At 36.5% G+C, this 13,332-nt stretch carries 9 protein-coding genes and 1 tRNA gene; 4 read left to right on the top strand and 6 right to left on the bottom strand.

From position 1 onward, the window contains the following. Window positions 1–79 precede the first annotated feature (79 nt). Window positions 80–2,890 carry a TonB-dependent receptor gene (locus ACN1CN_RS13730; RefSeq protein WP_419136067.1) on the top strand — a complete coding sequence of 937 codons (2,811 nt, stop codon included), beginning with the start codon at window positions 80–82 and terminating at the stop codon, window positions 2,888–2,890. A gap of 73 nt (window positions 2,891–2,963) precedes the next feature. After that, window positions 2,964–4,019 carry a phytase gene (locus ACN1CN_RS13725; protein WP_419136066.1) on the top strand — a complete coding sequence of 352 codons (1,056 nt, stop codon included), beginning with the start codon at window positions 2,964–2,966 and terminating at the stop codon, window positions 4,017–4,019. Window positions 4,020–4,164: 145 nt separating this feature from the next. Here the strand turns inward: ACN1CN_RS13725 and pckA are convergent, their stop codons facing one another. Together pckA and ACN1CN_RS13715 are read right to left on the bottom strand one after the other, a co-directional pair. Continuing rightward, complete coding sequence (gene pckA, locus ACN1CN_RS13720) at window positions 4,165–5,769, bottom strand: phosphoenolpyruvate carboxykinase (ATP) (RefSeq protein ID WP_291284853.1); 1,605 nt, start codon at window positions 5,767–5,769, stop codon at window positions 4,165–4,167. Between the two features lie 302 nt (window positions 5,770–6,071). Beyond that, the gene (locus tag ACN1CN_RS13715) at window positions 6,072–6,458 is read right to left on the bottom strand and encodes a DUF423 domain-containing protein (protein ID WP_264526080.1); all 387 of its coding nucleotides are present in this window, start codon (window positions 6,456–6,458) and stop codon (window positions 6,072–6,074) included. A gap of 192 nt (window positions 6,459–6,650) precedes the next feature. Here ACN1CN_RS13715 and ACN1CN_RS13710 point away from each other — a divergent pair, with 192 nt between their 5' ends. Next, window positions 6,651–8,015 (top strand): saccharopine dehydrogenase family protein, encoded by a 1,365-nt coding sequence (locus tag ACN1CN_RS13710; protein WP_419136065.1) that lies wholly within the window; start codon window positions 6,651–6,653, stop codon window positions 8,013–8,015. A gap of 249 nt (window positions 8,016–8,264) precedes the next feature. Here the strand turns inward: ACN1CN_RS13710 and ACN1CN_RS13705 are convergent, their stop codons facing one another. From ACN1CN_RS13705 to ACN1CN_RS13690, 4 genes are all read right to left on the bottom strand, one after another. Then, window positions 8,265–9,488 carry a M56 family metallopeptidase gene (locus tag ACN1CN_RS13705; RefSeq protein ID WP_419136064.1) on the bottom strand — a complete coding sequence of 408 codons (1,224 nt, stop codon included), beginning with the start codon at window positions 9,486–9,488 and terminating at the stop codon, window positions 8,265–8,267. Then, a complete protein-coding gene (locus tag ACN1CN_RS13700) occupies window positions 9,485–9,856 on the bottom strand; it encodes a BlaI/MecI/CopY family transcriptional regulator (RefSeq protein ID WP_419136063.1) in 372 nt (123 codons plus the stop codon). Before ACN1CN_RS13700 ends, ACN1CN_RS13705 begins: the two co-directional genes overlap by 4 nt. Before the next feature lie 167 nt (window positions 9,857–10,023). Continuing rightward, the gene (locus tag ACN1CN_RS13695; protein WP_419136062.1) at window positions 10,024–10,446 is read right to left on the bottom strand and encodes a hypothetical protein; all 423 of its coding nucleotides are present in this window, start codon (window positions 10,444–10,446) and stop codon (window positions 10,024–10,026) included. Between the two features lie 559 nt (window positions 10,447–11,005). Next, window positions 11,006–12,394: a dipeptidase gene (locus ACN1CN_RS13690; protein WP_291284857.1), complete on the bottom strand. Its 1,389-nt coding sequence runs from the start codon at window positions 12,392–12,394 to the stop codon at window positions 11,006–11,008. Between the two features lie 120 nt (window positions 12,395–12,514). Between ACN1CN_RS13690 and ACN1CN_RS13685 the strand changes: the two genes are divergently transcribed. Further along, window positions 12,515–12,596, top strand: a tRNA-Leu gene (locus ACN1CN_RS13685). Window positions 12,597–13,332 lie beyond the last annotated feature (736 nt).

Raw genomic sequence — 13,332 nt, 5'->3', positions numbered from 1 at the left:
ATAACACTATGTTAATTTTTTTGAAGTCCTTTAATAACATTTACGTTCTAGTTTCGCAGCAAATCAAACTAAAACACAAATGAAAAAATTTTATTTACTAGTAACATTCCTGTTTTTGGCCTTTTCAGGTTATGCCCAAAAGGCTATAATCTCAGGAAAAGTGATGGATACTGACGATAAACTTCCTTTACCGGGAGCAATGATTCAGATTGTAGGCGAAAACAAATATACCGTTTCAGATTACAATGGTCGTTTTGAATTGCTTAATATAAATGCAGGAACCTATCAGCTACAGGTAAAATATATTGGATACACTGCCATTACAAAAGAAATTACAGTGGAACAGGGTAAAAATAATGTAGTTGATTTTGCACTTAAAACATCGGGAACTGAACTGAACGAAGTAGTCGTAGGAGACATTTTAAAAGGACAGGCAAAAGCGTTAAACCAGCAGAAAAACAATAAAAACATCGGAAACGTAATCTCGTCTGATCAAATGGGCCGTTTTCCGGATGCCAACGTTGGAGATGCTTTAAAGCGTGTTCCGGGAATCACCATGCAAAACGATCAGGGTGAAGCCCGTAACATCATCATTCGTGGTCTTGCTCCATCATTAAACTCGGTTACTTTGAATGGAGACCGAATTCCATCAGCAGAAGGAGACAACAGAAATGTACAAATGGATTTGATTCCATCAGATATGATCTCAACAATTGAAGTCAACAAAACCCTGACTCCGGATATGGATGCAGATGCCATTGGAGGTTCTGTAAATCTAATTACAAGAGCTACGCCAAATGGAGAGCGAATCTCGGCAACCCTGGCCGGAGGTTATTTACCAATTCGCGAGCACGCTTCTTATACTGCGGGACTGGTTTATGGAAATCGTTTTTTCGACAATAAATTAGGAGCTGTTTTTAGCGGATCGTATAACAATGTCGATTATGGATCTGATAATATTGAAAACGAATGGGTAAAAGATAAATTCGGGAATGAATATTTACAGGCATCAGAGGTTAGAAAGTACGATGTACAGCGTATTCGCCGCAGCGGATCTGTAGCATTGGATTATAAATTTGATGAAAACAATACCATTTTTGCCAACGCTATTTACAACTGGAGAGACGATAGAGAAAACCGTTTCAGAACTACTTACGATGATATTGAACCGATTTATAACGGTCAGCAAATTACAGCATTTAAAGGGCGTGTAAAACGTCAGACAAAAGGTGGAATAGACAATGATCGCAACAAAAACAGAAGATTAGAAGATCAGCGTGTTCAGAATTATTCGATTCGCGGAGAACATTTAATCAACTCTAAACTTGATTTAGACTGGTCTGCCAATTATGCAAAAGCCAGAGAATACCGTCCGGAAGAGCGTTATATCGAATACCGTCAAAAAGGTCTGGATATGACTCAGGATTTATCAGACATTCGATTTCCGTTACTCACAACAACCGGAGAGGCCTTAAACAAATTCAAATTTCAAACGGCTACTGAAAATACAGATGAAACCAGCGAAAGTGAATTTGGAGCAAAAATTAATATCCGTTTTCCTTTTACCATTATTCCGTCTGAAAAAGGAAGATTGAGAACAGGAGTTAGGCTTCGATTGAAAGAAAAAGAGAGAAACAACAATTTCTTTGCTTATACGCCGATCAACACCGATATGGCTTTATTGTCGCAAATTTCAAATAGCAATTACGACGGTCAAAACTTTAATCCGGGAAGCAAATATGTACCGGGAAGTTTTGCTTCGGCTAACTTTTTAGGAAGTTTAGATTTAAACAATGCTACGTTATTTAACAAAAAAGCAGATCCTGCAGAGTTTCTGGCGGTAAATTATAATGCCAAAGAAAACATTTATGCGGCTTACGTAAGATGGGATCAGGATTTTAACGATAAGTTATCTATGGTTTTAGGTTTTCGTGTAGAAAACACTCGTATTGATTATACCGGAAACCGCGTACTGGATGAAGAAAAATTAGAGAGTCAGATCAATACGACCAACTCTTATACAAATTTATTACCAAGTATCTCTTTGCAATACAACGCGACCAAAGATTTAGTTTTAAGAGCGGCTGCTACAACAGCTTTGGCAAGACCAAACTATTATGCCCTGGCTCCTTTTGTAAACAATATTGCTGCCGAAAAAGAAATTATGGCCGGAAATCCGGATCTTGACGCCACTTACTCCTACAATTATGATTTTATGGCCGAAAACTATTTCAAGTCGGTTGGATTAATTTCAGGAGGGGTTTTCTATAAAAAATTGGAAAACTTTATTTACAACTACAGCGACAACCAATACACTGCTGCAAAATTTGCTGCTGATTTCCCAAATCAGGTAAATCCAATTCCAACGGGTGAAAACTGGTCATTTTTACAATCCAGAAATGGCGAAACTGTTGATGTTTATGGTTTTGAAGTTGCTTTTCAACGTCAGTTAGATTTCCTTCCGGGTAAATTTCTTAAAGGATTTGGTATCTATCTTAATTACACTTATACCAAATCTAAAGCAAAAGGAATTGCGGATGAAGATGGAAACGAAAGAAATAACATCAGTCTTCCGGGAACCACTCCGCACATGTTTAACGGCTCTTTATCCTGGGAAAACAAACGTTTTTCTGCGAGAGTATCGACCAATTTCACTTCTGATTATTTAGATGAGTTGGGTTCAGAGTCTTACAAAGACAGTTATTACGACAAACAATTTTTCCTGGATGCCAATGCTTCTTTCAAAATTACCCCTAAACTTCGTCTTTTTGCTGAAGCAAATAATTTAACCAATCAGCCATTGCGCTACTATCAGGGTGTTGAAGCGCATACTAAACAGGTTGAGTACTATCAGGCCCGATACAATTTTGGCTTGAAGCTTGACTTGTAATACGCTATATAAAAAATCCTTACATTGGACAGAACTTAACGGTTCTGTCTAATTTTATTAAAATAAATATCTAATGAAAAATAAAACGATACTAGCCTTTTTGCTTTTAAGCACTTTATTTATCGCCTGTAAAGAGGATAAACTGGCACCCGTTGCTGCAAATGCTGTAAAACCAACCGTTGTTACCGAAGCCTTACCTCACGACACGGACGATCCTTCGATCTGGATTCATCCAACCGACGCTTCTAAAAGCATCATTGTCGGAACCGATAAGGATACCGATGGTGCTTTGTATGCTTTTGATTTAAAGGGAAAAATCATTGCAAAATCTGAAGTTTTAAAACGCCCGAACAATGTTGATATCGCTTATGGTTTGATCATCGATGGAAAAAAAATTGATATTGCAGTCACTACAGAAAGAGAATCAAACAAAATAAGAATCTTTAGCCTACCTGATTTAAAAGCAATTGATAATGGGGGAATTTCCGTTTTTGAAGGGGAAACTTTACGCGATCCAATGGGAGTTGCATTGTATACCCGAAAAAGCGACGGTAAAATTTTTGCTATTGTAGGCAGAAAATCAGGGCCTTCAGGAAGTTACTTATGGCAATATGAACTTTCCGGAAATGGAAAATCAGCTACAGCAAAAGTCGTTCGAAAATTTGGCGCTTACAGCGGAAAGAAAGAGATCGAAGCTATTGCAGTTGACAATGAGTTAGGAACTATCTTATATTGTGACGAACAATTCGGAATCAGAAAATACAAAGCCGATCCTGCTTTAAAAGACAATAAAGAACTTGCCATTTTTGGAAAAACAGGTTTTAAAGCAGATAATGAAGGAATCGCGATTTACAAAAAAACAGATTCTACCGGATACATCTTGGTTTCAAACCAGCAAGCAAATACATTCATGGTCTATCCGAGAGAAGGAGCAAATGGAAACCCGAATAACTATCCTCTATTAGCAGAAATCCCAACATCGACTGTAGAATGTGATGGTGCCGATGTGACCAGCATAAATTTAGGTGGAGATTTTAAAAACGGGCTGTTTGTAGCCATGAGCAACGGAATGACTTTTCACTACTACGCCTGGGATTTGATCCAGAAACGTATTGATGACAGGAAATAAGTTTGCAGTCGCGGTCGCAGTTTTCAGTTTCTTAACTATGCCTGAAAACTGTGACTGAGACTGAAGACTGAGACTGAGAAAGAATACCAAACAAAAAAGCTGTTCATAACGAACAGCTTTTTTTAGTTTGAATTAGTAATCTTCCTTATTCTATGATCGGTGCGCCAGCCAAAATTTCGGCATTGGCAAATTCTTCAAATTTGGCAAAATTAGCTTTAAATTTCTGAGCCAATTCAACTGCTTTTTTATCGTACAACTCAGGATCTTCCCAAGTATTTCTCGGATCTAAGATTTCATTTGGAACGTTTGGACAAGTTTCAGGCTGTGCAATTCCAAATACCTTATGATTTTTAAAGGCAACGTTATCCAATTCTCCGTTTAAAGCAGCGGTAATCATGGCACGTGTGTATTTTAATTTCATACGGCTTCCTGTTCCGTAAGGACCTCCTGTCCAACCTGTATTGATCAACCAAACTGTTACGTTAGCTTCTTCCATTTTTTTAGTTAGCATTTCTGCGTAACGTGTTGGATGTAATGGCATAAATGGTGCACCAAAACAAGCTGAGAAATTAGGTTGTGGTTCTGTAACTCCTGCTTCAGTTCCTGCAACTTTAGCTGTATATCCTGAGATAAAATAGTAAGCAGCCTGTCCTGGAGTTAATTTTGAGATTGGAGGCAAAATTCCGAAAGAATCAGCCGTTAAGAAAAAGATATTCTTAGGATTGTGTCCAATAGAACCTGGCTGAATGTTGTCGATATGAGTGATTGGGTAACTTACACGAGTATTTTGAGTGATGGAAACATCATCATAATCTACCTCGTTTGTTCCCGGTTTGAAAACCACATTTTCTAAAAGCGCTCCTTTTTTGATTGCTCTAAAAATATCCGGTTCATTTTCTTCTGTAAGGTTAATTACTTTTGCATAACAACCGCCTTCAAAGTTGAAAACAGTATTTTCTGCAGTCCATCCGTGTTCATCGTCTCCGATTAACTTACGTTGCGGATCTGCTGATAAAGTTGTTTTTCCTGTTCCTGATAATCCGAAGAAAATTGCAGTATCTCCTGCTTCACCAACATTGGCACTACAGTGCATTGGTAATGTATTTTTGAAAACCGGAAGAATGAAGTTTAAAGCAGAGAAAATTCCCTTTTTCATTTCTCCAGTATAACCTGTTCCTCCAATAAGTGCGATCTTTTTAGTAAAATCTAAAATAGCAAAATTAGACTGACGTGTTCCGTCTACAGCAGGATCTGCCATAAAACTTGGAGCACAAACTACAGTCCATTCCGGAGTAAAATTAGCTAATTCTGACTCCTCTGGTCTTAAAAACATGTTGTAGCAAAACAAATTCGACCATGCTGTTTCAGTAACAACACGAACATTTAGTCTATAATTAGCATCAGAGCAAACGTAAGAATCACGAACAAAAACTTCTTTATTCGATAAAAACTGCGTTACCTTGTTGTATAATCTTTCAAAAGCATCCGGTTCAAAAGAAATGTTTACATTTCCCCACCAAACCTGATCTCCGGTAATACCATCTTTTACGATGTAACGATCCTGAGGAGAACGTCCTGTAAATTCGCCCGTATTAATTGCTAATGCTCCCGTGGAGTTCTCAACACCTTGACCTGATTGCAAAGTGATCGCATGCAATTCATCTGCAGATAGTTGATAGCGAACTTTTGCATTTTCAATTCCTAATTCTTTCAGCGAAATCGATTGCGTGAAAACTGTGTGACTGTCCATAAATTTTTAGTTGTGTGTGATGTTTAAGAGAATGCAAAATTATATAATTTATTATTAAACCTTTAAAAAAATTTAAATTTCACTTTTATTTATATTAATTAAGTAAAATTTAACCTTCTGAAATGAATAAAACAAAAAAATAAATGCCTCTAATTCATTTTTCTATAACCCTATAAATGAATTTGTTATAATATTTTTACATTAAAGTAAAAAGCAATAGAAACTCACATAATCAAGATCATATGTTATTTATGTGACAAAATTAAAGATTAATTTTTAGATAATTTTTTTTATTCGGTATTTTATGATTTTCTCCTCAAAATCGTAACAAATAACAGCGCCCAGGCAATAATTAATAAAAAACCACCCAAAGGAGTTGCGAATACGATAATTTTAAAATCAAAAACAGTCATGCTTTTTGTCGCTAACAAATAGATAGATCCGCTAAAAAGAAGTACCCCGGCAACCACTAAATTATAGATTGCTTTAACGGTTTTTTCGGCAATATCTTTTCTGGTCGAAAGAAAAAGTAAAAATAAAGCATGATACATTTGGTAACGAACTCCAACTTCAAAAGTGTTTAATTCTTCTACTGATAAGTATTTCTTCAGTAAATGTGCACCAAAAGCGCCCAAAATGATCGCTAACATTCCCATAAAAGTTCCTGCCAAAACAATTCTTCTTTTCATATTTTCTATACTTTCGATTCTCACACAAAAATACTTCAATCGTACTTAAAAAGCATTTTACTTTTGAAAAATATTTTTCAGAAAAAAGAATCCCCCTTTTTTTGGCATTAAAAAAAAATATCCAACATTTTTCCGAAATTAAAATTGTTATATATTTAACAATTTAATATATTTGTGTTATAAATATAAAATATGAGAAGCATTTTAATCATTGGAGCCGGTAGATCTGCATCGTCCTTAATACGTTATTTACTAGCAAAATCAGAAAGCGAAAACCTACATCTTGTTGTAGCCGACCTTTCTTTGGCCTTAGCCGAAAAAAAGACACAAGAACATCCTAATGCGACTCCAATTGCTTTAAATATTTTTGATACCGAAGAAAGAAAAGCAGCAATCGAAAAAGCGTCTATCGTAATCTCGATGCTGCCTGCCCATTTACATATCGAAATCGCCAAAGACTGTCTACAGTTTAAAAAACATCTGGTTACAGCTTCCTATATAAGCGATGCTATGCAGGCACTGGACGAAGAAGCCCGAAAAAACAATTTAGTTTTCATGAACGAGATTGGCCTTGATCCCGGAATCGATCATATGAGTGCCATGAAAGTCATTGATGAAATCAGAGCCAAAGGCGGCAAAATGCTGCTTTTTGAATCCTTTTGTGGTGGCTTAGTAGCTCCCGAATCCGATAATAATTTATGGAATTATAAATTTACCTGGGCTCCTCGAAATGTCGTTCTGGCGGGACAAGGAGGCGCAGCAAAATTTATTCAGGAAGGTACTTATAAATACATTCCGTACAGCGCTTTATTTCGTCGTACCGAATTTCTGGAAGTAGAAGGTTACGGGAAATTTGAGGCTTATTCCAATCGCGATTCCCTTAAATACAAATCGGTTTACGGCTTAGACAATGTACTAACGCTGTACAGAGGAACCATCAGAAGAGTAGGTTTCTCGAAAGCATGGAATATGTTTGTACAACTGGGCATGACAGACGACAGCTACATCATGGAAGATTCTGAAAACATGAGCTACCGTCAATTTGTGAATTCCTTTTTACCGTACCATCCAACCGATTCTGTAGAAATCAAAACCCGACTGATCTTAAAAATTGATCAGGACGATATTATGTGGGACAAGCTTCTGGAACTGGATTTATTTAATCCCAACAAGAAAATAAACCTACCCAATGCCACTCCTGCGCAGATCTTAGAAAAAATATTAACCGACAGCTGGTCGCTAGAACCGGATGACAAAGACATGATTGTCATGTATCATAAGTTTGGCTATGAACTCAATGGAGAAAAAAAGCAAATTGACTCCAAAATGGTTTGTATTGGAGACGACCAAACCTATACTGCAATGGCAAAAACCGTTGGACTACCGGTTGCGATGGCAACGCTGTTAATTTTAAATGGAAAAATCACAACTCCGGGCGTACAGCTTCCGATAAAAAAAGAAGTATACCTGCCTATTTTAAAGGAGTTAGAAGAATATGGGGTTATTTTTAACGAGCAAAAAATGCCTTATTTTGGATATAATCCGGATTTGTTCTAAGATCCGGGTTGTTGTTTTTTAGAATTTTTTTTTTAGTTTTTTATTTAATCCGCTTCCAGGTTCTGGAAGCGGATTTTTTTTGAAAAGATGCGGAGGTACAAAAAACCAAAATTTGAATCCTGAGCTGATTTGGCTAAAGCCATTCACCTCATCATTTAAACCTCTCCAGCTAAAGCTGGAGGCTATTCAAAAGGAAATCTTTGACTCCTTTGCCCCTCTGCAACTTTGAACCTTTGCACCTTTAAAAATCTATTTCTCTGGCTGAACCGTAATTGGCAAACTGTAAATTACTCTAACCGCTTTTCCCTGTTGTGTTGCGGCAGTCCATTTTGGAGAAAGCTTCAGGACACGGATAACCTCATTCCCTATTCCATAACCGGAGTCTTTAATTGTTTTAATATCGGATAAGCTTCCATCTTTTTCAATGGTGAATTGCATGTATGTTTTTCCTTCAATTTTATTTTTCCCAACTGCTGCCGGCATTTTGAAATTCTTCCCAATAAACTTATAAAACGCTGTCATACCACCAGGATATTCAGGCAATTTCTCGACCTCTTCCAGCACATAAAGATCTTTGTCTTTCATTTCTCCTTTAGCGGGCGGTTTTTGAGCAATTGCTTCAGTACTAAAAACAAACAAAAGCAAGGCATAAAGGCTACCCACTGTAAATACTTTCAATACAATTTTAATCGGAGATTCTTTTTTAGTCATCATAAGTAAACGTTTTTTAGTTATTAAATAATTGATATTACTCGCCAGAGCAACCGTATTTTTATTGGAGGCAAAATCAAGCAATAAATGCTGATAGCTTCTAATGGCACCAAACTGCACATTTACGGCTTCATCGGCCAAAAATTCATGATTGAGTTTAATGGATTTTTTATAAAGAAAAAGCAACGGATTGAACCAGAAAACAATCTGCAACACCTCAACAAAAAGAATATCCAAAGTATGCCTCTGTTTCAAGTGTGCTTTCTCGTGAGCTATTAATTCTGATGGAATTTTACCATTTTCGAATTCTGTTTTATTGATAAAAATAGATGTCCAAAAAGAGTATGGCAAACCAGACTCCTGAAGCAACACTATTTTTTGCCCATTTTCAAACCGAATTTCACTGCGCTGTATTCTTTTATAAAACGAATTAAGCCCCAGAACAAACCTGAATGTCAACACTAAAACTACGGCGCTGTAAACTGCAACAATCAAAACCAGCAAAAAGTCATTTACCGAAATGGTATTGAGCTGCTCACTGCTTTTCTGAAGTACGATTTCATTCAATTGAACCAACCCAATTTTAGCAGACACAAACGATCCAAACGAGATAAGCTGCAGCGGAATTACAAAACTAAAAACCAAACTCGCCAGTAAATAAGCGCGATTAAAGCGAAACATTTTTTCGTTTTCCAACAGCAATTTGTATACTGCATAAAAAACAAAAAGCAGTATTCCTGATTTTAAAAGATAGTTTATCATTTTTTCTTCTTTTGAATTTCCGAATCGATTATTTTTCTGAGTTCTTCCAGTTCGGTCGTACTTAAATTCGTTTCGGTCGTAAAAAAAGAAGCGAATTGTGATGCCGAATTATTAAAGAAACTACTAATTAACCCATTAACATGTTTAGAGAAATAGTCAGTTTTTTTGACCAAAGGGTAATACTCTCTTGAATTCCCAAATTCATTGTAAGCAACGAATTTTTTATCGATCATTCGTTTCAAAAGCGTTGCAACGGTTGTTGTTGCCGGTTTTGGCTCCGGATACGCTTCAAGCAAATCTTTCATAAAAGCTTTTTCAAGCTTCCAGAGATGCTCCATTAATTGTTCTTCTGAGTTTGATAATTGCATTTTTTAAAGGTTCTAAGGTTTTGAGTTACTAAGTTGCTAAGTTTTTTTTGCCGCAGATTAAAATGATTTTTATGATTTCTTCTGTATGCTACACTAATTCTATATTCTATAATCTTTATTCTTTGCTCTTTCTTCTATTCTCTTTATTCTTTCTTCTACACCCTCCCCTACTCCACTATTCGTTCCGAAATCAACTCACCGTTATCGTATTTCTTAACTTCAATTAATTTCCCTTTATCCGAGTAAAACTCCCAATCGCCAAAATAAAACCAGTGCGTTTCTACCGAATTGACTTCGATCTTTGTTTTTCCCTTCGATTGTAGTTTTCCGTTTTCGTAATAATATTTCACAAAGCAGATTCCGTTTTTATATTTTTCTGTTTTATAGATTTTCCCATCTATATACGATTTCCACTTTTTTATGGGTTCGCCGTGTTTGTAATACTCAAACGATTTGTAAACCGTACTGTCCTGTTTGTAATTGTCAATCCAGACACCTTCTCTTTTCTTATCCACAATCTGATTGATCGGTTTGCTTTTGCATCCTAAAAGAACCAATCCACAAAATAACAAGATTACCAGCTGTCTCATTTGACTATTTTAATTCTACAATTATAGATGTTGCTCTACAAATGTAGAGTTATTTTTTTAATATGCAAGAATTTTTTTTTGAAAGGTGTTGAGATTCTCTTTTTGAGGTGCAAAGTGGCAAAGGTACAGAGGTGCAAAGGTAAAAAGAAACAACATCTGAATTCCCTCCAACTTCAGCTGGAGGCTGGAGAAATAAAGGCATTTATTGGCTTTAGCCTAATTTCATGCAAAGATTTTCAAAATTCAAATCTGGAATTTATTTGGCTGAAGCCAATTATTTAATTCCTTTAAACCTACCTACAGCTGAAGCTGTAGGCTATTCAACAAAAATTTCAATTTTCCCGTTCCTCTGTACCTTTGAACCTCTGCCACTTTGAACCTCTTTTCCGCGTTAGGGATAGAGGCGGTATCTCCCGATTTAGAAAAACAAGGCTTTTTAGCCGTAGTTTTTGTTAATTGGGAATATAGCCGAAAGCCCGACCGAAGGGAACGCCCATAAAAAAATCCGCTCATTTCTGAACGGATTCCTTATTTATTTTAAATCTTTCTTTTTAGAAAACTACTTTGAAAGCTCTACAAAATACTTATAGAACAACGGAATAGTTTCGATTCCTTTTAAGTAATTGAAGATTCCAAAATGCTCATTTGGCGAGTGAATTGCATCACTGTCTAAACCGAAGCCCATCAAGATCGTTTTGCTTTTTAACTCTTTTTCAAACAAAGCCACAATTGGAATACTTCCTCCTGAACGAACCGGAATTGCCGGAACTCCAAAAGTTTCTGTATACGCTTTGTTTGCCGCCTGATATCCAATACTGTCAATTGGCGTTACATAACCCTGACCTCCATGGTGTGGCGTTACTTTTACTGTAACTCCCGCCGGGGCAATGTTTGTGAAATGTTTTGCAAAAAGCTCTGTGATTTCTTCCCAATCCTGATTAGGCACCAAACGCATCGAAATTTTAGCAAATGCTTTGCTTGCAATAACCGTTTTTGCACCTTCTCCAGTATATCCACCCCAGATTCCGTTGACATCTAAGGTTGGACGAATAGAATTACGCTCGTTAGTTACATATCCTTTTTCACCATAAACATCATTTAAGTCTAAGGCTTTTTTATATTTTTCTAAGCTAAAAGGCGCTTTTGCCATTTCGGCTCTTTCTTCAAGAGACAATTCCTGTACTTTATCGTAGAAACCTGGAATCGTAATATGATTGTCTTCGTCATGAAGCGAAGCGATCATTTTTGCCAGAATATTTATTGGGTTCGCCACTGCTCCTCCGTATAAACCAGAATGTAAATCGCGGTTTGGACCTGTAACTTCTACCTCAACATAACTCAAACCTCTTAAACCTGTCGTGATCGACGGCTGTTGGTTAGAAATCATTCCGGTATCTGAAATTAAGATGACATCGTTTTTCAGTTTTTCCTGATTGCGCTCTACGAACCACGCTAAACTTGCCGAACCTACTTCTTCTTCTCCTTCGATCATGAATTTTACGTTACATGGCAAAACATTGTTCTGAACCATGTACTCCAACGCTTTTACGTGCATGTACATCTGACCTTTGTCGTCGCAGGCACCACGAGCGAAGATTGCACCTTCCGGGTGAATATCCGTCGTTTTGATTACAGGTTCGAATGGAGGCGAAGTCCATAACTCTAAAGGATCTGGTGGCTGAACATCATAATGTCCGTAAACAAGAACAGTTGGTAAATTTGGGTCGATTATTTTCTCTCCATATATGATTGGGTAACCCGGAGTGTCGCAAATTTCGACAAAATCGCAACCTGCTTTTGATAAACTTTCCTTTACTGCTTCGGCAGTATCGATAACATCTTGCGAGTATGCAGTGTCGGCACTAACCGACGGAATCTTTAATAATTCGATCAACTCGTTGATAAAGCGATCCTTATGTTCTTGAACGTAAGACTTTATATTTTCCATTTAAATTATTTTTATAGAAATCCAAAAGTACAAAAAAGAGAATTAATATTTTTTTTCAATTTTTTCGTTTTTTTTCTTTGAATATTCGAAGTTATGTCTATCTTTGCACCCACAATTGCCGCGGATATGGTGAAATTGGTAGACATGCCAGACTTAGGATCTGGTGCCGCAAGGCGTGTAGGTTCGAGTCCTATTATCCGCACTTTAAAAACCCTTTAAACGTTGATTCACAACGATTAAAGGGTTTTTTATTTCTCATTTCCCCCGTATTTCCCCCAAAACATTTTTAGAATCAACAAAAAACAACACTAAAATTGTATAGCAACAATAATTTGGGTGAAGTGTGAAAATTTTTTACTTTATTCCCACTTGACACCACCAAAAAAAAATAGTACCTTTGTATTAACTTTTGAAAGTCATACTATTACAGGTGTCGATAGTATAAATATCTTCTTAGTGACCCGCTTCGGCAAATAAAAGAGCACCTATACAATACCTTAATTAAAGAGGACAAAAAGAAGTCCTTACATCAACAGATGTTATGCCAATACTATGTATTTGTCAAAAGACATCACTAAAATAGAGAGCAAAGAAACCATGTTTATAGATTTTAGATTCTATATCATTTAACGTTATTATCCAAAAAAACGTTTGGGTCTCTAATAAAGCTCGAAGTTAAAAATCAAAATTAAATTTTAGAAAACAACAATCTGTAATCTTACGGGTTAGGCTTTTTCACGTCCTAAATATTTAGGATTTACAATATAAACTGGTCGTTTATGATTGTAAAAAAAATATTTTATGTCCGAAGGTGCAAATTCCGGTTATATTGATCACCCCATTCCGTTTTAAAGTGAGCACCTGATTCCAGTTCAAAATGACCACCTAATTCCGGAGCAAAATGACCACCTCCGTTTTGATTAAAAACTATATTTTTT

The sequence above is a fragment of the Flavobacterium sp. T12S277 genome (assembly GCF_048514875.1).
In the GTDB taxonomy this organism is placed as follows: Bacteria; Bacteroidota; Bacteroidia; order Flavobacteriales; family Flavobacteriaceae; genus Flavobacterium.
The sequence above is the reverse complement of the archived record's forward strand: the minus strand, read 5'-3'. Positions and strand labels throughout refer to the sequence as shown.